The organism is Achromobacter sp. HNDS-1, from assembly GCF_040084795.1.
In the GTDB taxonomy this organism is placed as follows: domain Bacteria; phylum Pseudomonadota; class Gammaproteobacteria; order Burkholderiales; family Burkholderiaceae_B; genus Achromobacter; species Achromobacter ruhlandii.
This window is the reverse complement of sequence record NZ_CP157584.1, coordinates 3,308,986-3,329,800: the sequence shown is the minus strand read 5'-3', so window position 1 is coordinate 3,329,800 and position 20,815 is coordinate 3,308,986. Positions and strand designations below refer to the sequence as shown.

21 protein-coding genes are annotated in these 20,815 nt (G+C 65.3%); 13 read left to right on the top strand and 8 right to left on the bottom strand.

Annotated features, from left to right (window positions below; genetic code table 11):
• Nucleotides 1-8 precede the first annotated feature (8 nt).
• From aceK to ABFG95_RS15395, 5 genes are all read left to right on the top strand, one after another.
• Complete coding sequence (aceK, locus tag ABFG95_RS15415; RefSeq protein WP_068951096.1) at nt 9-1,874, top strand: bifunctional isocitrate dehydrogenase kinase/phosphatase; 1,866 nt, start codon at nt 9-11, stop codon at nt 1,872-1,874.
• A gap of 33 nt (nt 1,875-1,907) precedes the next feature.
• Nucleotides 1,908-3,089: an acetyl-CoA C-acetyltransferase gene (locus ABFG95_RS15410; RefSeq protein WP_054495587.1), complete on the top strand. Its 1,182-nt coding sequence runs from the start codon at nt 1,908-1,910 to the stop codon at nt 3,087-3,089.
• A gap of 303 nt (nt 3,090-3,392) precedes the next feature.
• Complete coding sequence (locus tag ABFG95_RS15405; RefSeq protein WP_006386958.1) at nt 3,393-5,000, top strand: carboxyl transferase domain-containing protein; 1,608 nt, start codon at nt 3,393-3,395, stop codon at nt 4,998-5,000.
• Between the two features lie 180 nt (nt 5,001-5,180).
• The gene (locus tag ABFG95_RS15400) at nt 5,181-7,196 is read left to right on the top strand and encodes an acetyl/propionyl/methylcrotonyl-CoA carboxylase subunit alpha (protein WP_348994740.1); all 2,016 of its coding nucleotides are present in this window, start codon (nt 5,181-5,183) and stop codon (nt 7,194-7,196) included.
• 125 nt (nt 7,197-7,321) lie between these two features.
• Nucleotides 7,322-8,554, top strand: a complete 1,233-nt coding sequence (locus tag ABFG95_RS15395) for an MFS transporter (protein ID WP_054419519.1) — start codon at nt 7,322-7,324, stop codon at nt 8,552-8,554.
• A gap of 34 nt (nt 8,555-8,588) precedes the next feature.
• Here ABFG95_RS15395 and ABFG95_RS15390 read toward each other — a convergent pair whose 3' ends face one another.
• Both ABFG95_RS15390 and ABFG95_RS15385 read right to left on the bottom strand, forming a co-directional pair.
• Nucleotides 8,589-9,650 (bottom strand): DUF1963 domain-containing protein, encoded by a 1,062-nt coding sequence (locus tag ABFG95_RS15390; protein ID WP_348994739.1) that lies wholly within the window; start codon nt 9,648-9,650, stop codon nt 8,589-8,591.
• A 70-nt stretch (nt 9,651-9,720) separates the two neighbouring features.
• Entirely contained in the window at nt 9,721-10,461 is a 741-nt protein-coding gene (locus tag ABFG95_RS15385; protein WP_278991794.1) for a sulfite exporter TauE/SafE family protein, read from the bottom strand.
• Between the two features lie 141 nt (nt 10,462-10,602).
• Here ABFG95_RS15385 and ABFG95_RS15380 point away from each other — a divergent pair, with 141 nt between their 5' ends.
• From ABFG95_RS15380 to ABFG95_RS15355, 6 genes are all read left to right on the top strand, one after another.
• Nucleotides 10,603-11,934, top strand: coding sequence for a PLP-dependent aminotransferase family protein (locus tag ABFG95_RS15380; protein WP_348994738.1), 1,332 nt, complete (start codon nt 10,603-10,605; stop codon nt 11,932-11,934).
• A 244-nt stretch (nt 11,935-12,178) separates the two neighbouring features.
• Nucleotides 12,179-13,084 carry a hypothetical protein gene (locus tag ABFG95_RS15375; RefSeq protein WP_348994737.1) on the top strand — a complete coding sequence of 302 codons (906 nt, stop codon included), beginning with the start codon at nt 12,179-12,181 and terminating at the stop codon, nt 13,082-13,084.
• A gap of 113 nt (nt 13,085-13,197) precedes the next feature.
• Nucleotides 13,198-13,806: an isochorismatase family cysteine hydrolase gene (locus ABFG95_RS15370; RefSeq protein WP_049070447.1), complete on the top strand. Its 609-nt coding sequence runs from the start codon at nt 13,198-13,200 to the stop codon at nt 13,804-13,806.
• 8 nt (nt 13,807-13,814) lie between these two features.
• Nucleotides 13,815-14,339, top strand: coding sequence for a DUF4189 domain-containing protein (locus ABFG95_RS15365; protein WP_054419529.1), 525 nt, complete (start codon nt 13,815-13,817; stop codon nt 14,337-14,339).
• A gap of 39 nt (nt 14,340-14,378) precedes the next feature.
• The gene (locus ABFG95_RS15360; RefSeq protein WP_348994736.1) at nt 14,379-15,011 is read left to right on the top strand and encodes a LysE family translocator; all 633 of its coding nucleotides are present in this window, start codon (nt 14,379-14,381) and stop codon (nt 15,009-15,011) included.
• Nucleotides 15,012-15,023: 12 nt separating this feature from the next.
• Nucleotides 15,024-15,725 carry a hypothetical protein gene (locus ABFG95_RS15355; protein ID WP_348994735.1) on the top strand — a complete coding sequence of 234 codons (702 nt, stop codon included), beginning with the start codon at nt 15,024-15,026 and terminating at the stop codon, nt 15,723-15,725.
• Between the two features lie 13 nt (nt 15,726-15,738).
• On the opposite strand, the gene ABFG95_RS15350 is transcribed toward ABFG95_RS15355, so the two are convergent.
• A complete protein-coding gene (locus ABFG95_RS15350; protein ID WP_348994734.1) occupies nt 15,739-16,125 on the bottom strand; it encodes a YkvA family protein in 387 nt (128 codons plus the stop codon).
• Between the two features lie 226 nt (nt 16,126-16,351).
• On the opposite strand from ABFG95_RS15350, the gene ABFG95_RS15345 reads away from it, so the two are divergent.
• Nucleotides 16,352-16,504 (top strand): hypothetical protein, encoded by a 153-nt coding sequence (locus ABFG95_RS15345; protein WP_156430269.1) that lies wholly within the window; start codon nt 16,352-16,354, stop codon nt 16,502-16,504.
• A 101-nt stretch (nt 16,505-16,605) separates the two neighbouring features.
• Nucleotides 16,606-16,896: a PIN domain-containing protein gene (locus ABFG95_RS15340; RefSeq protein WP_348994733.1), complete on the top strand. Its 291-nt coding sequence runs from the start codon at nt 16,606-16,608 to the stop codon at nt 16,894-16,896.
• A gap of 268 nt (nt 16,897-17,164) precedes the next feature.
• On the opposite strand, the gene ABFG95_RS15335 is transcribed toward ABFG95_RS15340, so the two are convergent.
• The 5 genes from ABFG95_RS15335 to ABFG95_RS15315 form a co-directional block, all read right to left on the bottom strand.
• Nucleotides 17,165-17,401, bottom strand: a complete 237-nt coding sequence (locus ABFG95_RS15335) for a hypothetical protein (protein ID WP_278991782.1) — start codon at nt 17,399-17,401, stop codon at nt 17,165-17,167.
• 562 nt (nt 17,402-17,963) lie between these two features.
• Complete coding sequence (locus tag ABFG95_RS15330; protein ID WP_348994732.1) at nt 17,964-18,392, bottom strand: hypothetical protein; 429 nt, start codon at nt 18,390-18,392, stop codon at nt 17,964-17,966.
• 356 nt (nt 18,393-18,748) lie between these two features.
• A complete protein-coding gene (locus tag ABFG95_RS15325) occupies nt 18,749-19,045 on the bottom strand; it encodes a transposase (RefSeq protein WP_278991776.1) in 297 nt (98 codons plus the stop codon).
• 635 nt (nt 19,046-19,680) lie between these two features.
• Entirely contained in the window at nt 19,681-20,088 is a 408-nt protein-coding gene (locus tag ABFG95_RS15320) for a hypothetical protein (RefSeq protein ID WP_278991774.1), read from the bottom strand.
• Between the two features lie 300 nt (nt 20,089-20,388).
• The gene (locus ABFG95_RS15315; protein ID WP_278991772.1) at nt 20,389-20,814 is read right to left on the bottom strand and encodes a hypothetical protein; all 426 of its coding nucleotides are present in this window, start codon (nt 20,812-20,814) and stop codon (nt 20,389-20,391) included.
• Between the last annotated feature and the right edge of the window lies 1 nt (nt 20,815).

Sequence of the window (20,815 nt, the reverse complement as noted above, 5' to 3'; positions counted from 1 at the left end):
CGTTTGCCATGATCCGCACGTCCGACGTCCAGCACATCGAGCAGGCGCCCGTCCGGGGCCCCTCGCCGCTGGACGTCGCGCGCCGCATCCTGGCCGGCTTCGACCGCCACTACGCGCTGTTCCGCTACAGCGCGCAGCGCGCCAAGGCGCTGTTCGAATCGGGCGACTGGCACGGCATCCAGCACCTGTCGCGCGAGCGCATCGAGTACTACGACATGCGGGTGCGCGAATGCGCCAGCCAGCTCGAAGGCGTGCTGCGCGGCCGGCCCGAGGGCGCGGTCGGCGCCCATGCCCCCAACGGCGCGAACGGCGCCGCGGGCGCCGCGCTGACAGATGCGCAGACCGCCTACTGGCAGCAGATCAAGCAGGAATTCGTCGGCCTGCTGGGCGAGCACCGCCAGCCCGAATGCGCCGAGACGTTCTTCAATTCGGTGTCGTGCCGGCTGCTGCACCGCGACTATTTCCACAACGATTTCCTGTTCGTGCGGCCGGCCGTAGCCACCGACTACCTGGACAGCCGCATGCCGTCGTACCGGGTCTACTACCCGGTGACCGAGGGCCTGCACAAAAGCCTCATCCGCATGGTGGCCGACTTCGGCCTGGCGCTGCCGTTCGAGGACCTGCCGCGCGACACCCGCCTGCTGGCGCGCGCCGCCATCGGCCAGCTGCGCCGGCAATTGCCGCGCCACGTCGGCCGCCGCATCGCCAGCGACTGCCAGGTGCATGCGCTGGGTTCGCTGTTCTTTCGCAACAAGGGCGCCTACATCGTCGGCCGCCTGATCAACCAGGGCACCGTCTACCCCTTCGCCGTGGCGCTCACGCGCAACCCGGCCGGGCAGGTGAACCTGGACGCGCTGCTGCTGGGCGCGGACGACCTGAGCACGCTGTTCAGCTTCACGCGCGCGTATTTCCTGGTGGACATGGAGACGCCCGCCGCGGTGGTCAACTTCCTGGCCAGCCTCTTGCCGCGCAAGCCCAAGGCCGAGCTGTACACCATGATCGGCCTGCAGAAGCAGGGCAAGACGCTGTTCTATCGCGATTTCCTGCACCACCTGGCGCATTCGCGCGACGCCTTCGACATCGCGCCCGGCATCAAGGGCATGGTGATGTGCGTGTTCACGCTGCCGTCCTATCCCTACGTGTTCAAGCTGATCAAGGACCATATCGACAAAGACGGCATGGACCACGCCACCGTGCGGCGCAAGTACCAGATGGTCAAGCTGCACGATCGCGTCGGCCGCATGGCCGACACCTGGGAATACTCGCAGGTGGCGCTGCCGCGCGCCCGCTTCGCGCCGCGGCTGCTAGACGAACTGCGGCGCCTGGTGCCCAGCCTGATCGAAGAAACCGGGGACACGGTGGTCATCCGCCACGTCTACATCGAACGGCGCATGACGCCGCTGAACCTGTACCTGAGCCAGGCGCCGGACGCGCTGCTGGAGCCGGCCGTGCGCGAATACGGCGACGCCATCCGCCAGCTGGCCGCCGCCAACATCTTCCCCGGCGACATGCTCTACAAGAACTTCGGCGTGACGCGGCTGGGCCGGGTCGTGTTCTACGACTACGACGAAATCCAGCGCATGACCGAAATGAATTTCCGACGGATTCCTCCCGCCCCCAACGAGGAAGCGGAAATGGCCTCCGAACCCTGGTATGCCGTCGGACCGAACGACGTCTTTCCGGAGGAATTCGGCCGCTTCCTGCTGGGCGACGCGCGTGTGCGCGGCGCCTTCCTGCGCCACCATGCCGACCTGCTGGAACCGGAATGGTGGCAGGCCTGTCGCGCCCACGTGGCGCAAGGCCGGATCGAAGAATTTTTCCCTTACGATACGGACAGACGGCTGCGTCCGGCACCCGCTGGCGCCACCGCATAAAACACGCTGTCCCGACCCTCACAGGAGCTAGTCATGTCAGATCCCATCGTTATCGTTTCCGTCGCCCGCACGCCCATGGGCGGCATGCTCGGCAGCCTGTCCGGCCTGGCCGCGCACGAGCTGGGCTCGGTCGCCATCAAGGCGGCCGTCGAACGCGCCGGCCTCAAGCCGGAGCAGATCGAAGAAGTCATCATGGGCAACGTGCTGCAGGCCGGCCAGGGCCAGGCCCCGGCGCGCCAGGCCGCCCTGGGCGCGGGCCTGCCGCTGGGCGTGGCGTGCACCACCATCCACAAGGTGTGCGGCTCGGGCCTGAAGGCCGCCATGTTCGGCCACGACCTGCTGGCCGCGGGTTCGGCCAACATCGTCGTCGCCGGCGGCCAGGAAAGCATGAGCAACGCCCCCTACCTGATGCTCAAGGGCCGCCAGGGCTATCGCTACGGCCACAGCACCATCTATGACCACATGGCCCTGGACGGCCTGGAAGACGCCTACGACAAGGGCAAAGCCATGGGCGTGTTCGCCGAGGATTGCGCCGCCAAGTATTCCTTCACGCGCGAGCAGCAGGATGCGTTCTCGCTGGAATCGCTGCGCCGCGCCCGCGCCGCCACCGAAGACGGCAGCTTCAAGTGGGAAATCACCCCGGTCACGGTCGCCGGCCGCAAGGGTGACACCGTGGTCGACACCGACGAGGCCCCCACCAAGGCCATGCCGGAAAAGATCCCGACGCTCAAGCCGGCATTCAAGAAGGACGGCACCGTCACCGCCGCCAACTCGTCGTCGATCTCCGACGGCGCCGCCGCCATGGTGCTGATGCGCGCCTCCACCGCCGAGAAGCTCGGCGTCAAGCCGCTGGCCCGCATCGTGGCGCACAGCCAGCACTCGCAGGAACCGAACTGGTTCACCACCGCCCCGGTCGGCGCCTTGAAGAACCTGTTCGCCAAGACCGGCTGGAAGGCCGAGGACGTGGACCTGTACGAGATCAACGAAGCCTTCGCCGTGGTCACCATGGCCGCCATGACCGACTTCAAGCTGCCGCATGAAAAGGTCAACATCCACGGCGGCGCCACCGCCCTGGGCCACCCCATCGGCGCCTCCGGCGCGCGCCTGATGACCACGCTGATCGGCGCGCTGCGCAAGACCGGCGGCAAGCGCGGCGTGGCCACGCTGTGCATCGGCGGCGGCGAAGCCGTGGCGATGGCAATCGAGATGGTCTAAGGCGGTATTTCTCCCGAGCCGCGCTTTTTCCCTGGATGTCCCTGGGAAAAAGCGCCGCCTCGGGAGGCCGCAAGCCCGCGTGGCGGGCACACCGAGGGGCATCATTTCGCTGCGCCTTTTCCGCAAGGCGAAGTCCGCGACGGGTCGGTCGCGGGCCGTGCGGGAGAGGCGCAACGAAATGCAGCTGAGTTAATCCATGACAAGAATGCCCGGTTCAGCGGGCAGCGAGACAAACCGCTAGGAAGCGCCTGCCGGCCCTCCGAGCGCCTTCAACATCCCAATCAGCAGGACGGGTGGTACCCCATGCCCATCATCGAATCCCGCATCAATCCGCGGTCGCAGGACTACACCGACAACGCGCGCGCCATGCAGGCGCAGCTGGACGACCTGAGCCAGCAACTGGCGCGGACCGCGCTAGGCGGCAGCGAATCGTCGCGCGCCAAGCACGTGGCGCGCGGCAAGCTGCTGCCGCGCGACCGCGTCGAGCAACTGATTGATCCGGGGTCGCCGTTCCTGGAACTGTCGCCGATGGCGGCGCACGGCATGTACGACGGCGACGCGCCGGGCGCGGGCGTCATCACCGGCATCGGCCGCATCGCCGGCACCGAATGCGTGATTGTCTGCAACGACGCCACCGTCAAGGGCGGCACCTACTACCCGATGACGGTCAAGAAGCACCTGCGCGCGCAGGAGATCGCCGCGCAGAACCGGCTGCCGTGCGTGTACCTGGTCGATTCCGGCGGCGCCAACCTGCCGCAGCAGGACGAGGTCTTTCCCGACCGCGAACACTTCGGCCGCATCTTCTACAACCAGGCGCAGATGTCGGCGCAGGGCATCGCGCAGATCGCGGTGGTGATGGGCTCGTGCACCGCCGGCGGCGCCTACGTGCCCGCCATGAGCGACGAGTCCATCATCGTCAAGAACCAGGGCACCATCTTCCTGGGCGGCCCGCCGCTGGTGAAGGCCGCCACCGGCGAGGAAGTCAGCGCCGAGGACCTGGGCGGCGGCGACGTGCACACGCGCCTGTCGGGCGTGGCCGACCACCTGGCCGCCAACGACATGCACGCGCTGCAGCTGGCGCGCGGCGCCGTGGCGCGCCTGAACCGCAAGAAGCCGGCGCCGCTGGCCACCGTGCCGGTGCGCGAACCGCGCTACGACCCGGCCGAACTGAACGGCATCATCCCCGCCGACACGCGCAAGCCGTATGACGTGCGCGAGGTCATCGCGCGCATCGTCGACGGCTCCGAGTTCGACGAATTCAAGGCGCGCTTCGGCCCCACGCTGGTGACGGGCTTTGCCCACATCCACGGCATGCCGGTGGGCATCGTCGCCAACAACGGCATCCTGTTCTCGGAATCGGCGCAGAAGGGCGCGCACTTCATCGAGCTGTGCGCGCAGCGCAAGATCCCGCTGGTGTTCCTGCAGAACATCACCGGCTTCATGGTCGGCCGCAAGTACGAAAACGAAGGCATCGCGCGCCACGGCGCCAAGATGGTGACGGCGGTGGCCACGGCCAACGTGCCCAAGTTCACCGTGCTGATCGGCGGCTCGTTCGGCGCCGGCAACTACGGCATGTGCGGCCGCGCCTACTCGCCGCGCCTGTTGTTCATGTGGCCCAACGCGCGCATCTCGGTGATGGGCGGCGAGCAGGCCGCCAGCGTGCTGGCCACGGTCAAGCGCGACGGCATCGAGGCGCGCGGCGGCCAGTGGTCGGCGGCCGAGGAAGACGCCTTCAAGGCGCCGATCCGCGAGCAGTACGAACGCGAGGGCCATCCGTACTACGCCACCGCGCGGCTGTGGGACGACGGCATCATCGCGCCGGCGGACACGCGCCGCGTGCTGGGGCTGGCGCTGTCGGCGGCGCTGAACGCGCCGATCGAAGACACGCGCTTCGGCGTCTTCCGGATGTAGAAGAAAGCCCACCCCCTACGCGCTGCGCGCGCCGCCTCAAGGGGGCGACACCGGCGGACCGGCGAAGCCGGATCCGCGGTGTCCCCGGTAAGGTCGGCGTGATGCGACGTGTGAGGGTTTTGGATGCAACGCGCTCGCCGCTGCACGTAGTCAACGAATCATCCCAGTCTGGATAACGCCATGTTCGATACCCTGCTGATTGCCAACCGCGGCGAAATCGCCTGCCGCGTCGCCGCCACCGCCCACCGCCTGGGCATCCGCACCGTCGCCGTCTATTCCGACGCCGACGCCAACGCCCGCCACGTCGCCGCCTGCGACATCGCGGTGCACATCGGCGGCCCCGAGCCGCGCGCCAGCTACCTGCGCGCCGACGCCATCCTGCAGGCCGCGCGCGATACCGGCGCCCAAGCCATCCACCCCGGCTACGGCTTCCTGTCGGAAAACGAAGCCTTCGCCGAAGCCGCCGAACAGGCCGGCATCGCCTTCGTCGGCCCGCCGGCCTCGGCCATCGCCGCCATGGGCAGCAAGTCCGCGGCCAAGTCGCTGATGGAAAAAGCCGGCGTGCCGCTGGTGCCCGGCTACCACGGCGACAACCAGGACCCGCAATTCCTCAAGGAGCAGGCCGACGCCATCGGCTACCCGGTGCTGATCAAGGCCAGCGCCGGCGGCGGCGGCAAGGGCATGCGCGTGGTCGAATCGTCCGGCGCGTTCCTCGATGCGCTGGCCTCGTGCCAGCGCGAGGCCGCCTCCAGCTTCGGCGACGACCGCGTGCTGATCGAACGCTATCTGCAGAAGCCGCGCCACATCGAGATCCAGGTGTTCGCCGACACCCACGGCAACTGCGTCTACCTGTTCGAGCGCGACTGCTCGGTGCAGCGCCGCCACCAGAAGGTGATCGAGGAAGCGCCCGCGCCCGGCATGACCGAGGAACGCCGCCGCGCCATGGGCGAAGCCGCCGTGGCCGCCGCGCGCGCGGTTGGCTACGTGGGCGCCGGCACGGTGGAATTCATCGCCGAGCCCGACGGCCGCTTCTACTTCATGGAAATGAACACGCGCCTGCAGGTCGAGCATCCGGTCACCGAGATGATCACCGGCCATGACCTGGTCGAATGGCAGTTGCGCGTGGCCGCCGGCCAGCCGCTGCCGGCGCGCCAGGAAGACCTGCGCATCCACGGCCACGCCATCGAGGCCCGCATCTACGCCGAGAACCCCGAGAAAGGCTTCCTGCCTTCCATCGGCACGCTGGCCTACCTGGGCCTGCCGGCCCACGTCGCCTTCGCCAACGGCGACATCCGCGTCGATGGCGGGGTGCGCACCGGCGACACCATCACGCCGTTCTACGACCCCATGATCGCCAAGCTGATCGTGCACGGCGCGGACCGCGACCAGGCCCGCGCCCGCATGCTGCGGGCGCTGGCGCAGACCCAGGCGGTGGGGGTGCAGACCAACGTCGCCTTCCTGTCGCGCCTGATGCGCGACAGCGCCTTCGCCGCCGCCGACCTCGACACCGGCCTGATCGAGCGCCAGCGCGCCACGCTGCTGCCCGAGCCGACCCCGGCCGACGCCGCCACGCTGGCGCTGGCCACGGCCGCCGTGCTGGCCTGCCAGGGCCAGGCGCAATCGGCGCCGCATGCCGCCGCCCCGGCCGATCCGTGGGACACGCGCGATGGCTGGCGCCTGGGCGGCCGCTACCAGCGCACGCTGCAATGGATCGACAATGGCGAGACCCGTCACGTCACCGTCGCGCGCCAGGGCGCCGACTGGACGCTGGACAGCGGCGACGGCGCCCGGCCCTTCGCCTGGCGCGCCGAGGACCACAACGGCCCCGCCCGCGTGCTGCGCATCACCCTGGACGGCCGCGAACGCGCCGGCACCGTGGTGCTGCACGCCGACAAGGCCCACGTCTTCGGCGACGGCGGCGCGCGCGTGCTGGACCTGTACGACCCGCTGGCGCACGCCCAGGACACCCAGGGCGACCACGGCGGCGGCCTGACCGCCCCCATGCCGGGCAAGATCATCTCCATCGCCGTCAAGGCCGGCGACAGCGTCGCCAAGGGCCAGCCGCTGCTGGTGATGGAAGCCATGAAGATGGAGCACACCATCTCCGCGCCGGCCGACGGCAAGGTCGAGGAACTGTTCTACGCGGTGGGCGACCAGGTCACGGAAGGCGCGGAACTGGTGTCGATCGGCAGCTGAAGCGGCCCCGCCCCCGCGGCGCGCAAGACCCCACGGCCGGCTGGCGCTTTAGTTTGGCGTCAGCCGGCTGTTTATAGAATGCGCATTCCGGCGCCGTCCGCGCGCCTGCCGCGCGTTCCGCCCCGATGCCCGCCCCCGACTCCCCCAGTCCGCTTTACCGACCCGCCTTCCTGCACTTCCTGTTCGCGCGCATCGGCGCGTCGCTGGCCTTCCAGATCGTCTCGGTGGCGGTGGGCTGGCAGATCTACGCGCTCTCGGGCAGCGCGCTCGACCTGGGCCTGATCGGGCTGGCGCAGTTCCTGCCGATGGCGGCGCTGACGCTGGTGGTGGGCCACGTGGCCGACCGCTACGACCGCCGCAAGATCGTCGCCATCTGCATGGCGGTCGAGACCCTGGCCACGCTGCTGCTGGCGATCGCGGCGCTGCACGGCGTCGGCGGCAAGACGCTGATCTACGCCACCCTCATCATCATGAGCTCGGCGCGCGCCTTCGAGGCGCCCACGCTGACCACGCTGATTCCGGCCATCGTGCCGCGCGAGTGGCTGCCGCGCGCCACCGCGCTGTCGTCCTCCGGCGGCCAGATCGCGCAGATCGCCGGCCCGGCGCTGGGCGGTATCGGCTACGGCCTGGGAGCAGGGTGGATCTACTGCGTGGCGGCCGCGCTGTACCTGTGCGGCTTCGCGTGCATCGCCAGCATGTCGATCGACCGCGCCCCGCCGCGCAGGGAGCCCACCACCTGGCGCACGCTGTTCGCCGGCATCACCTTCATCTTCCAGCGCCGCATCCTGCTGGGCACGCTGTCGCTGGACCTGTTCGCGGTGCTGCTGGGCGGCGCCACGGCGCTATTGCCGATCTTCGCCAAGGACATTCTCAACGCCGGTCCGTGGGCGCTGGGCGCGCTGCGCGCCGCGCCGGCCTGTGGCGCCATGCTGATGTCGCTGACGCTGGCGCGGCTGAGCCTGGGCGAGCACGTCGGCCGCCTGCTGTTCGGCGCGCTGATCCTGTTCGGCCTGGCCACCACCGTGTTCGGCCTGTCGACCTCGATCCCGCTCTCGGTGGGCGCGCTGGTGGTGCTGGGCGCGGCCGACGCCATCAGCGTGGTGGTGCGCTCGTCGCTGGTGCAGCTGAACACGCCCGACCACATGCTGGGCCGCGTCAGCGCGGTCAACACGCTGTTCATCGGCGCCTCGAACCAGTTGGGCGAATTCGAGTCCGGCGTGATGGCGGCGCTGTTGGGCGCGGTGCCGGCGGTGGTGGTCGGCGGCCTGGGCACCATCGCGGTGGCGGGGCTGTGGATGCACTGGTTCCCGGAACTGCGCAGGCTGCGTTCGCTGCATCCGGAAACCGAACCGGCCTGACCCGGCAAGGGCCACGACGCGCGCGTCCGGGCGACTAGTCGCATTGATACGTGACACGCGCCAGGTCGAACCGGCGCGCCGCGATATCCTGCTCGCGCATCAGCACGTAATAGGCGCCCGGCTGCGGAATGCCGGCGTGCGGGTCGGCGCCGATCTGCAACACCAGCCGCCAGTCCCGCGCCCCCGGCAACAGGGCCTGCGCGGCCTCGCTGCGCCAGACCGCGCTGCCGCCGCAATCCAGGCCGTGCGACACCAGCTGGCAAGTGGCCTGCATGCCATTCTGCAACGACTGTGGATAGCCGCCGAGCTGATGGTTGTCGCGGCCATCCATGTCCGGCGTGCCGAACCGCGACCGCCAATCCTGGTAGCTTTCGTAGGCCTCGTCGTCCTCCAGGGCAAACGCATCCCAGCCCGCGTCATCGACACCGATCGGCGTCAGCACCGTGCGGGCCGAGACCGGCGCCGCGCGGAACACGCAGGTCCATTCGTCGTCCGACAGCGAGGCCAGCGCATGCGGCGCCGGCGCCCGTTCTAGCCCCGCCGCGGGCGTGGTGTCCCACAGCACGCGCCAACCCACCGAAGCCGCCGGCGTGAAGCTCTCGGCCTGTTCCAGGAAATCGTAGAACACCAGCAGCCGGCCCTCGCGCGGCAGCGCGGCGTCGAATCCCGCTTCCCGCGACAACGCGGCCAGATCGAACTGCCCAAGGAATGTCAGCGGAAACGCCGTTTCCACCGCATCCGCCCGGGCGCGGGCATCCGCGCTGAAACGCTCGCCCTGCGCCGGCGTCATCCACGATCCTTTTTTCTTCGAGTCCGCCAGCAGGCGCTCGGCCTCCTTGCGATGGCCGGCGGCGCGCTCGTTCGCGTCCGGATAGGCCGGCCGCGTCGGCCAGGCCGTGCCGCGCGGCAGGTCCGGGCGTCCGCCGATCTTGCTGGCGCCCAGGGGGATCGCGTCCTCCTCGCAGGCGGTGGTCGCCAGCACCAGCGCGGGACGCGCCTGTTCCAGCAGTCGGGAGATCACGCCGGCTGGCAGATCGGTGGCGTCGAGCGAACGACGCAGGGCGTCCTGGTCCGAAGGCAACGGGGTGAAGTCCATGACGGCGAATCCTCCTGGGGCGCGGCGCGCTGGCGAAAGTGCGGCGGGCGTCGCCGCCGAATGCACCATTCTAGGACGGCGCCGTGACGTACCCCGCGATGCCGTCCCACAGCAGCTTCACCGCCGTCACCACCAGCAGCCCGTAGCACAGTCGGTACATCTGCGCCTGGTTCAAGCGGTGATGCAACCGCCACCCCGCCCAGACCCCCACGAACGCCGCCGGCAGGCTCATGGCCACCAGGCTCCAGTAGCCGCGCGACAGGTCAGCCACCGCCAGCCACGGCCCGGCCTTGAGCAGATTGCCGATGGTGAAGAACATGCTGGTGGTGCCGCCATAGACTTCCTTGGACAGGCCCAGCGGCAACAAGTACATGGCCAGCGGCGGCCCGCCCGAGTGCGCCACCATCGTCGTGATGCCGGACGCGCCGCCCGCCAGCAAGGCCTTGCCGCTGGAACGCGGCCGCGCCGTCACCGATGCGCCGCCGCGCCACCACAGCCAGGCGAACAGCAACGTCGTCACGGCCATCAACACCTCGACGAAATGGCGGTCGACCTGCCGCAGCACCACGTAGCCCGCGGCGACGCCTACCAGCAAACCCGGCACCAGCCACGCCAGGTCCGGCCGCGACCAGGTGCGCGGCTTCCAGTAGCGCAGGGCGAACAGATCCATCGCCACGAACACCGGCGCCAGCACGCTGCCGGCCGTGATCGGGTCCATCACCAGCGCCATCAGCGGAATGCCGATGATGGCGAACCCGCCGCCAAACGCCCCCTTCATGAAACCGATCACCCCGACGGCAAGCAGCGACATCGCAACAACGTAGAAATTCAGATCCATGGCCCGGCAAGACAGAAGCAGACATTGAAAAACGCCGCCGCGCGGCGTTGTGTGACGCCATCCTAGGCCGGATAATCTGCCCATCAAAATAATCGTCCTGGATACGCTTTCGCCATGCCCGCGTCGCGCTACAAGCAGTTGGTGGATCAACTGGCGGCCGACATCCGCGGCGGCCGCCTGCCGCCCGGCACGCGCCTGCCCACGCACCGCGAACTGGCGGCGCGCGAAGGCCTGGCGCTGATGACGGCCACCCGCGTCTACGCCGAGCTGCAGACCATGGGCCTGGTCAGCGGCGAATCCGGCCGCGGCACCTTCGTCAAAGAGGCGCTGCCGCGCGGCCACGGCATCGACCTGCGCGCCTGGAACGACGACACCACCGAACTGACCTTCAATTCGCCGACCCTGCCGGGCCAGGCCGCGCTGTACCGCAGCGCCTTGCGCCGTCTGGCCGCCAAAGGCGACGCCGACGCCTTGCTGCGCTACCGCCCGCATGGCGGCAGCGACCCCGAACGCGCCGCCGCCGCCGCGCACCTGGCGCATCGGGGCGTCGCGGCGACAGCCGCCTCGACCCTGCTCGTCAGCGGCGCGCAGCACGGCCTGACCATCGCCGCCATGGCGCTGTTCGAACCAGGCGACGTGGTGGCCGTGGACGCGCTGACCTACCCCGGCTTCAAGCTGGCGGCGGAATTCTCGCGGCTGGAACTGGCGCCCGTGCCCGCCGCCGACAACGGCATGGACCTGGATGCGCTGGCCGACCTCTGCCGCCGGCGCCGCGTCCGCGCGGTCTACGCCATGCCGACCCTGCACAACCCGCTAGGCTGGGTCACCGGCCTGGCCTGGCGCGAGAGCCTGGTGGATCTGGCGCGCCGCCACGGCCTGATGCTGATCGAGGACGGCGCCTACGCCTTCCTCGCCGCGCAAGCGCCATCGCCGCTGGCGGCCCTGGCGCCCGAGGCAACGCTGTACATATCGAGTCTGTCCAAGAGCGTCGCCACCGGCCTGCGCGTCGGCTCGGTCAGCGCGCCGCCAGCCTGGATTCCCAAGCTGGAACGCGCCATCCGCGCCACCACCTGGAACACGCCCGCCACCCTGACGGCCATCGTCCAGGGCTGGTTCGAAGACGGCACCGTGCGGCGGCTCGAGACCGAGAAGCGCCGCGATGCCGCGCAGCGCCAACGCATCGCCGCGCAGATCCTGGGGCCGCTGCATCCGGTCGCCCATCCCTCGTCATACTTCGTCTGGCTGCCGCTGGCGCCGGAAGTGCGCGCCGACGCCATCGCCATGGCGCTGATGCGCGAACGCATCGCCGTCTCCACGGCTCATCCCTTCGCCGTCTCACACGTGCCGCACGCGATCCGGCTGGCGCTGGGCTCGGTGGACCTGGACGCCTTGCGGCGCGCATTGGAAGCGGTGGCGCGGGTGGTGGCGGACCAGACGGACAGGTAGGGCGGGCAGGCCTGCGCAACGCGCAAGGGCGATTCGCCCCCCCGGCGGGAATGCCGGACGGCCGCCTTGCCGGATGCGCCCACTGTTGCTTTTCCGCCCGCGCCATCGACGCGCCTGCGCGCAGGCCTTGCAGTCGGACACAATTGGCAAATTGCTGTCCGACGCCAGCCCAGGCCGGCCACTAAGATGGCGCCGCATCATGCGCCACATGCGCTTACCGAAGACCGATGAGAACAAGTCCGACATGAAAACGCGTCTGAACGTCCGCCCGTCCCCCCGCCCGCTGCTGCGCGCCACGCTCGCCGGCCTGTTTGCCGCCACACTGGCCGCGTTCGCCAGCCCGGGCGCCCTGGCGGCCGACGCCGCCGAGCCGGCCGCCCCCAAGCCCGCCGCCGCCCAGGCCACCGCCGTCACCCCGCCCGATGCCCCCACGGTGATGTACGCCATCTACCAGATCGACGGCAAGGGCGCCGACTCGTACGAAGTCGCCAACGGCAGCGTCGCCACCTACTGGTTCGGCCACGCCTTCGAACTGAACGGCACGCAATACTTCACCGGGTTCACCTGGGACACCCGCGAAAAATACGGCAAGCCCGGCGAAGACGAAGCCGGCCCCGAAACCCAGGTCAACCTGGCCGAAGCCACCTTCACCCTGACCGGCTCCACCGCCGAACGCCCCTGGAAGTTCCGCGGCATTGAGCACACCATCGGCATGTTCGGCGCCTACGAACGGGCCGAAGCCGTGGACCTCGGCCGCAAGCCGCTCGACTACCGCACCCCGGAAGGCAAGCTGCTGCTGGCCGTGCCGACCCAGGGCTTTGACAACGGCACCAGCTTCGAAGGCTACGCCCTGTTCGTCTTCAACCCCGGCCCGCGCGACGAGCTCAAGGACAAGGTCTGGACCTACCTGGGCAGCATTCTCACCGGCGACGACAACAGCGCCGCCTGCGCCGACGGCGACGTCATGCCCTGCGTCGCCAAGACCGGCAAGCTGACCTTCACCGCGCAGAACGGCAGCGACATGCCGCGCCTGACCGTCACCCCCAGCGGCACCGAAATCTCCGGCCCGGGCAAGACCCGCAAACTGGGCCCCGCCGACGCGGTCAGCTACGTCTACGACGAAGCCGGCAAGAAGTACACCGAGAAGTAAACGATGACGCGGCAGGCGCGCCGGCCCCCCGGCCCGCGCCGCCGCCCGCCCAACCCCTCCCGCGACTGCCGCTACACTGACAGGTCATGCAGACCCTCTTCACGGAGCGAACCATGACCTCCCAGCCCCTGGCCATCATCCCGGCGCGCAGCGCCCTGCTGGTCATGCACTACCAGACCGACATCATGGACCTGTTCCCGTCGGTCGCCCCCACGCTGCTGGCCAACACGCGGCAGCTATGCGATGCCGCCCGCCGCGCCGGTGTGAGCGTCTACTTCGCCAAGATCCATTTCAGTCCCGGCTACCCGGAAGTCAGCCCGCTCAACAAGAACGGGCAGGGCATCCGCCAGTTGGGCCGCTTCGTGCATGACCGCGTCTCGCCCGAACTCGGCCGGCGCGACGACGAACCCATCATCCTCGCCCACCGCGCCAGCGTGTTCTTCGGCACCGACCTGCAACCCCGGCTATCGGCGCAGGGCATCGACACCCTGATCATGGTGGGCGTCGCGTCCACCGGCGTCATGCTGTCGTCCATCGCCCACGCCAGCGACGCCGACTACCGCCTGCTGACCGTCAAGGACTGTTGCTACGACCCCGACCCGGTCGTGCACGACCACCTGTTCGCGACCGCCTTCGAGTCGCGCACCACGGTGCTTTCCCTGGACGATGCCCTGTCCTTGCTGGCCACCGCCGCCGGGCCCGGGCTGCACCACAAAGAATGAGTTGACCCATGCGTACCCTGATCACTGCCTCCTTCCTCGTCGCCCTGAATTTCTCGCACGCCGCCCTGGCGCAAGCCGAACAAGGCTGCCCCGACGGCTACGCGCCCAGCGTCGGCACGCCCGGCCAGCAATGCGTGCCGATCCCCGTGGAGATCGCGCCCGCCGCGGGCGCCGCGTCCACCCCCGCCTCGCGCGACGCCCAGCGCTGGGGCGCCGTGGCCTATGACGCGCTCTCCGGCGCGATCGGCATCTCGGCCGACCGGGCCAGCAAGGCCAAGGCCGAAAAAGACGCGCTGGGCCAATGCGCCACCAAGGGCGGCGCGCGCTGCGTCATCAACACCACCTATCACGACCAGTGCGTGGCCGTGGCCTACGGCCCGTCGCCCCAAGGCAGCGGCGTGCTGGTCAATTCCGCCACCGCCGCCAGCGAGGAACTGGCCCGCATGCGCGCTTTGGAGAGCTGCGAGAAAGGCGCTGGCGCCAGCTGCCAAACGTTCTACACCGGTTGCAGCCTGCCCCCGCCGGCTCAATAATCGGCGTCTCGCCGGCCCGCATCCCTCGAAGGACCTTCCATGCTCGACCCCGCCACCCTCGTCCTCTTTGGCGGCGCCTGCGTCGCGCTGGCCATGACGCCCGGCCCCGACATGCTGCTGATCGCCTCGCGCAGCGCCGCGCAGGGCAGGGCCGCCGGCTTCGCCTCGCTGGCCGGCATCCAGGCCGGCACCTACTGCCACGCGCTGCTGGCGGCCTTCGGCCTGTCGCAGCTATTCGTGGCGGTGCCCATGGCCTACGACGCGGTGCGCTTCGCCGGCGCGCTCTACCTGCTGTACCTGGCCGTGCGCGCGTTCCGCTCGCGCCCCGTGTCGCACATGCCCGATGCCGGCCGGGCCCGCTCGCCCGTGCGCGAAGTCTTCCTGCAAGGCCTGCTGACCAACCTGCTCAACCCCAAGATGGCGCTGTTCGTGCTGGCGCTGTTCCCGCAGTTCGTGCGCCCGCAGGACGGCTCGGTGGCCCTGCAGATCCTGGTGCTGGCCACCCTCCTCAACGTCATCGGCCTGTTCATCAACGGCGCCGTCATCCTGGCCGCGCACCAGCTCAGCCGGCGCTGGGCCGGCCGCCAACGCGTGTCGCGCTGGCCGCAGTACGTGCTGGGCTCGGTGTTCCTGGCGCTGGCGCTGCGCCTGGCCACCGCCAGCCGCAACTGACGCGCGCGCTCCATGCAAAAGATCGAAGGCCAGGAATTCCGCAAGGCCCTGGACAAGGGCAACACGCATTTCCACGACCTGTACCTGCACGACTGCGCCTTCGACAACTGCGGCCTATCCATGGTCAAGTATCCGCAACGCATGTCGCGCGTGCGGAACGTGACGCTGTCGCAATGCCGCGTCGTGAATTCAGAAATCAAGCCGTGCGTGTTCGAGGACGTGGTGGTCGAAGACCTGTCCACCAACCCCATCCTGCTGGTGTGGGCCGCGTTCCTTCGCCGGGTCACGTTGAAGGGCAAGATCGGCAAGATCAACTTGAACCTGACGCCCGAAGCGTTCTGCACGGATGCGGATCGCCTGCGGCAGTTCGAGACCGCCCGCGCCACGTTCTATGCCGAGACCGATTGGGCGCTGGACATCAGCGAAGCCAGGCTGCTGGGGCTGCGCTGCGAAGGCGTGCCGCTGCACCTGATCCGGCGCGATCCGCAAACGCAGGTGATCCTGGACAAGCGCGGGCGCTATCGTGGGCAGCAGGCGCTGGATGCGAGCTTCGCCAAGGCCTTTCCCGTTGCCGACAGCGTGCTGCGCGGCTTCGACGAATCCGACAGGCCAGCCATGCTGCTGGCCGCATCAATGGGCGCGCCGAAGAAGCGGCGTGACGAGGAGCTGGGCGCGATCGCGGAGTTGCGCACGCTGGGATTTTTGGAAGAGTGAAGCGCGTGCCGCGTCAGCGCCATAGCCAGTAGCCGACTGCCGTCACCACCGCCACCCACAACGCCACGATCACAACCGCGCCCACCCGGCTGCGCGGCTTTTCGCGCTTGGCCTGGATCCACGCGTCCGCCTGGTTGCGGCATTCCCGCAGCACATCGGGCGGCAACAGCTTGATGGCCAGCCAGATCAGGCCCGGCAGCAACAGCACGTCGTCCAGATACCCCAGCACCGGGATGAAGTCGGGAATCAGGTCGATCGGACTCAGCGCGTAGGCCACCACGAACACGCCCAGCGCCTTGGCGTGCCACGGCGTGCGGGGGTGCTTGCCGGCGAACCAGAGGGTCAGGCCATCGCGCTTGATGCGCCGGGCCCAGGTTTTGAGGCGGTCGCGGGTTGACATGGGATGGGCTCTACGGCTCGCGGAACGGCGATGAATTCCACGCTGATAACCCGAAGGATAAAACCACAGTCGGGCGATCCATATAGGCTGGCGTTTGTGCAGGGGGTCTGATCTACATCCGTGGCAAATCAGACCGGTGGCTATGTGGGATGAGCAACCCTGGCGCTACCTTCGATGGACTGCAAAAGTCGGTTGCAGCGTTTGTGGCCGACGATAGACGACCACCATGCCAGACCAATCCCTCTTTATTGAGCCGGTAATCGGGCCACGCGACATCGCGGAATTATTGGCCAAATGGCGACAGGACGAACCGCTTGGGGCGGAAGACCAATTTCCAGACGTCGCCGACGCGCCGCTCAAGTCGGAAGACGTCCTGTGAACAGTTATCTGCTGGACACCGACAATCAGTGCGCTGCTGCGTGATCCCAACGGCCCGGTGGCCCGCCACAGAGCGGGTAGGCCCAAAGGTGATCTTCACCAGTGCCGTCGTCGCGGCGGAACTGCGCTACGGCTGCGCCAAAGGGGTCGGCGAAGCTGCAAGCGAAAGTCGCAAGCCTGCTGGGCGCGCTCCCTGTACTGCCCGTGGATGTGCCCGTCGACATTAAGTACGGCAGCCTGCGCGCCGAACTGGAAGCCGCTGGCGAGCCGATTGGCGCAAACGATCTGTGGATAGGCGCGCACGCCTGCACGCTCGGGCTGACGCTGGTGACGGGTAATACCCGGGAATTCGAACGTATCCCCGGACTCGCCGTGGAAAACTGGCTGGCCTGAATCGAGCACATCGTCTCGTTCTTTTGCAGCATCGAGACCACGCGTTCCCATACCGCCAATCTGCAATAGCTCCATTCGACGGAGCTACTTCGGCCGTATTCAAGGCTAGATCACCCCTCCACCAGCCTTGGAGGCGTTTAGGTTCGATCTGCCCAACTGCTCCCCACATTCCTCAGACATCAGTTCCTTTCGCCGGTCCTTGAAATAACGGAGCGCGTGGGCCGCTTGGCTCATTCATCGCTTTCTGGCCAAACTTCAGCTTCGCGTTCTATGGCGTATCAGAATTGTCATCGCCATACCTTGACTGCACCTTGGGGCGATCAGCAAATGGCTTGATGCCTAGCATCGACGCCTTCGCTGCATACATTCCTACAGCTCCGATTACCACGCCGACCAATGCCAAGACGTAAACATTGAACTTCAGTCCAAGCAGGGTCAAGGCAACCCCGACGCACATTAGCAACCCGCGAAACCAGCGCTTGAAATTCCCTTCAGCAATGATCAAATTATCAAACTCCACCTTACTCCCCACGAACTACATTCGAATAGCCTTTACGCGCCAACGCACAATAACTACCCTTGCAACCGGCGCTTTTGACGTCAAATGATTCAACGCCTCTCATTATCTTGAACAGTTCTATCCCTTCGCTCTTTCTTTCTGGCCTTCAGCCACCCTGATGGATAAGGCGCACGATCGAAGGGACGGATATTCAACTGAGCCGCCCGTGCCGAGTACCCACCAACCGACGCAAATACAAGGCCTAAATAAAAAACCCAACCCGTATTCCAGATCTTGATATCAAAAAAATTACGGCCACCCCAATAATTAACAAAGAGTAGCGGCAAACAGGGGCCACGTTACCCTCTTTCACGAAAATTCGATAAACCACATCAACAATCGAATTCGTTTTAATCTGCATATCTAGCCTTCAGATATTCACCAAGCTCGTCGAATAGAATGCCCCCATCCGGAACAACTGCACCAGCCCTTTCACAGCTAGGACAACTCCGCCACCAACCACGTAGGCTCCGTTCGGACTGCTGCCTGAACGTCGATTCACCTCGATCTAGAGTCTCCTTGAATACCGCTCTTCTAGTCTTTCAGCAGATCTGAGAACACCATTCCCTTCATCAGGGAAGAAGGCTGAATAAATATCAGCAGCAATTTTCATAAGAGATACGTAGTCAGACACGGAAATACTGGAGGTTTCCATTTCGCCCAAGAAAAAGCTAACCTCGTTGAAACTCTCCGGATCGTCCCAGTTCTGATCAAGAGAATAGGAAAAACCTTCGCTCACAGTGAAGCCGAATCCGTGCGAGGCGTCATAGACAAACGCAGGGAAATTAGTTTTCTCTCTAATTATAGAGGTCTCTATCAACGCGTAAAGATCTTCATAATCAAGACCCGTGGAAAAAAATGCTTTTTTGAGAGCATCAAGCCAAGGCACGTCGACCATTTTTTTCAACCGCAGTTCCGAATCGACGGATGGTTTCATTCCAAAATGCAGCACCCACCTGCCAACGGTGCTAAATTGTCGCAATGATTCTTCCTAAGAGGAAAATCGATTTGACGCTACATTTCATTTGGCAGGAATCTTCCCTCCATTGCAACTACCGTCGATCGCGACGAATATGGGCCAATTACCGACAAGTGAGAAATCCATATCACCCGTGTCCAAATATCTCTTCGATTGATATGGAAAATACCAACCATCTTTCGCAGAGACTATTGCGTCCTTTATAACAACATAGCGATCGCCGTCGCATGGCCTCATACTATTTTCTATATAATTTTCAGCAATAACCAGAGCATCACAGATTTGCATCTCACTTTCCTTCGTAAGCACCCCTGTCAAGTAGACAGAGCCCGATAGAGATTCGGAGCGTGGGTTAACCGGGGCATGTATTGCACCGGCGGGATGCCGCCCAGCGCTTCGTGCGGACGGTATTCGTTGTAGTCGACCAGCCATTGGTCGGTGATAGCCTGGACCTGGTCCAGATTGGCGAACAGATGTGCGTCGAGCACTTCGGTTCGGTACGTTCGGTTGAAACGCTCGATGAAGGCATTCTGATTCGGCTTGCCCGGCTGGATGTAGCGCACTGCGATGCCCCGGGTGGCGGCCCATTCAGTGAAGGCCTGGGTGATCATCTCGGGACCATTGTCCAACCGAATCGCGTCTGGCACTCCGTAGCAGTCAGTTAGGCGGCTCAAAACGCGGCTCAGCCCGGCCGTGTTGTCCGACGGATTCCAAAAATCCTATCGTTCATCCAAAATTGACTCCTTTCACATCCATCAGGTTTTGTCATGCTGTCGTCGCTCTTTGAATGGCTTCACTCCAATAGAACCTGCCCTAGCTGAATATCCCCCGACTGCACAAATAATCACCCCGACAAGAGTTATCCAATAGGAAGACAACCAAGAACCGAGCCAACCCACTCCCATGCCAGAAATTACGAGGAAGAGTTGAAACAGCGGATGAAAATTCCCGTTTTTTATGAACACAAGCCCCCCTTATCTAACTATAAGAGCGTACGGACTTGGCACTCTCCCGAGCGTTCCCGCTAGCGCGCCGAAATGACCATTTGCTTTAGCCAGATATGCAATCACATCCGCATTCTGGTTGCCGCGATCGTTATAGTCCGCAGGGCTCATAACCTTGCCAAGCCTGCAGCGCATTCAGGCCAATTAGCCAGCTCCCTCTGAACGGCAGAGGGGATACCACTCATATATATTGCATCACTGCGGGCAAAGATATAATCAGAACAGATGGCAAACGCCTCTTTTCATTCCGACATCATTTCCTTCGAAACATCATGGCGCTCGACAAACTCTTTGAATATCTGACAAACAAGTAAGAAATCAGTCGTTATGGCAGCAGCTGGATAAGGCTCCCCAAAAATAGTCTTGAAAGTGTCTGCCGATGAGGTCCTAAGAGTTCGAACCAAACAATCTCCATTGCCAGAATATTCCTCAAGCATTAATAGATAATTAAATTCCTCAGCATACAGCCTTAATTTATGCGGTCCAAATTTCGGCAATGGATCCAATCTCGCCACAAGCACGCCAGGCAGCCCGTTTGAATATTCCCGCAGCCTTTCGTCCAACGCCGCTGAATCTGGATTCAGCAAAACTTGAAGCTGCGTACGCCCCTTTCTTGGCATTACCAAATACCCCCCAATCATCACATTCATTGCAATTCCCTTATCGAATTCATCCTCCGGGACTATAAATATATGTGAGCCTACCGCTCTTGGCGTTGCCAGCTTGCTGCAGCGAGCCCTGAACCTGCTGGGCAGCGCCCAACATGCCGCCTGCCACGCTAATGGTCAGACCGGACTGTTTGAACTCGTAATACTCATGCCGGCGTGCTTCGTCCAAGCTTGAGTGAACGCACGATATTCGTGGTATTCAATGAAGCAAACTGCGGACGGGCGGAAGCCGTCTACTCGGCCGTAGCCTGCCTGAGCCGACCGAATTCGATTTTCACTAAATTAGCTAGACGGCATGTTCTTTTTTTTTAGGATAAGCCGCAGAGACTCCTCCGTGTAAGCCGACTTGACGCCCAATCTCCCGGAATCATCGAAAACAATATATCCGGAATTAACAAGCACTGCATATGCAACCACACCGGCGAACCACCAATCCCCCCTAGTTTTTATGTCGGCCATATGAAAATATCCTTCACGTTCGGAGATTTCCTCAGAACAAGAAAAAAAGGATAACGAGCATTCAAACCCTGACGCCCACCCCTCAACAGTCAACGAACCCTCATTAAAAGGAATTTTGCCTTTCTCATTAGATACATTTATTCGAACCTCACTGCCGCCAAACAACACTGCCGCACTCTCCAACCATTCCTTAAGTTGCTCCAAACTGACAGGGAGCGTGCGTACCGGGACATATATGCTGTTAGCCATG

Bases quoted from the DNA above. Each gene is read 5' to 3' on its own strand.
- aceK (WP_068951096.1), top strand. From the start codon at position 9: ATGATCCGCACGTCCGACGTCCAGCACATCGAGCAGGCGCCCGTCCGG.
- ABFG95_RS15410 (WP_054495587.1), top strand. From the start codon at position 1,908: ATGTCAGATCCCATCGTTATCGTTTCCGTCGCCCGCACGCCCATGGGC.
- ABFG95_RS15405 (WP_006386958.1), top strand. From the start codon at position 3,393: ATGCCCATCATCGAATCCCGCATCAATCCGCGGTCGCAGGACTACACC.
- ABFG95_RS15400 (WP_348994740.1), top strand. From the start codon at position 5,181: ATGTTCGATACCCTGCTGATTGCCAACCGCGGCGAAATCGCCTGCCGC.
- ABFG95_RS15395 (WP_054419519.1), top strand. From the start codon at position 7,322: ATGCCCGCCCCCGACTCCCCCAGTCCGCTTTACCGACCCGCCTTCCTG.
- ABFG95_RS15390 (WP_348994739.1), bottom strand. From the start codon at position 9,650: ATGGACTTCACCCCGTTGCCTTCGGACCAGGACGCCCTGCGTCGTTCG.
- ABFG95_RS15385 (WP_278991794.1), bottom strand. From the start codon at position 10,461: ATGTCGCTGCTTGCCGTCGGGGTGATCGGTTTCATGAAGGGGGCGTTT.
- ABFG95_RS15380 (WP_348994738.1), top strand. From the start codon at position 10,603: ATGCCCGCGTCGCGCTACAAGCAGTTGGTGGATCAACTGGCGGCCGAC.
- ABFG95_RS15375 (WP_348994737.1), top strand. From the start codon at position 12,179: ATGAAAACGCGTCTGAACGTCCGCCCGTCCCCCCGCCCGCTGCTGCGC.
- ABFG95_RS15370 (WP_049070447.1), top strand. From the start codon at position 13,198: ATGACCTCCCAGCCCCTGGCCATCATCCCGGCGCGCAGCGCCCTGCTG.
- ABFG95_RS15365 (WP_054419529.1), top strand. From the start codon at position 13,815: ATGCGTACCCTGATCACTGCCTCCTTCCTCGTCGCCCTGAATTTCTCG.
- ABFG95_RS15360 (WP_348994736.1), top strand. From the start codon at position 14,379: ATGCTCGACCCCGCCACCCTCGTCCTCTTTGGCGGCGCCTGCGTCGCG.
- ABFG95_RS15355 (WP_348994735.1), top strand. From the start codon at position 15,024: ATGCAAAAGATCGAAGGCCAGGAATTCCGCAAGGCCCTGGACAAGGGC.
- ABFG95_RS15350 (WP_348994734.1), bottom strand. From the start codon at position 16,125: ATGTCAACCCGCGACCGCCTCAAAACCTGGGCCCGGCGCATCAAGCGC.
- ABFG95_RS15345 (WP_156430269.1), top strand. From the start codon at position 16,352: ATGCCAGACCAATCCCTCTTTATTGAGCCGGTAATCGGGCCACGCGAC.
- ABFG95_RS15330 (WP_348994732.1), bottom strand. From the start codon at position 18,392: ATGAAACCATCCGTCGATTCGGAACTGCGGTTGAAAAAAATGGTCGAC.
- ABFG95_RS15325 (WP_278991776.1), bottom strand. From the start codon at position 19,045: ATGATCACCCAGGCCTTCACTGAATGGGCCGCCACCCGGGGCATCGCA.
- ABFG95_RS15320 (WP_278991774.1), bottom strand. From the start codon at position 20,088: ATGAATGTGATGATTGGGGGGTATTTGGTAATGCCAAGAAAGGGGCGT.
- ABFG95_RS15315 (WP_278991772.1), bottom strand. From the start codon at position 20,814: ATGGCTAACAGCATATATGTCCCGGTACGCACGCTCCCTGTCAGTTTG.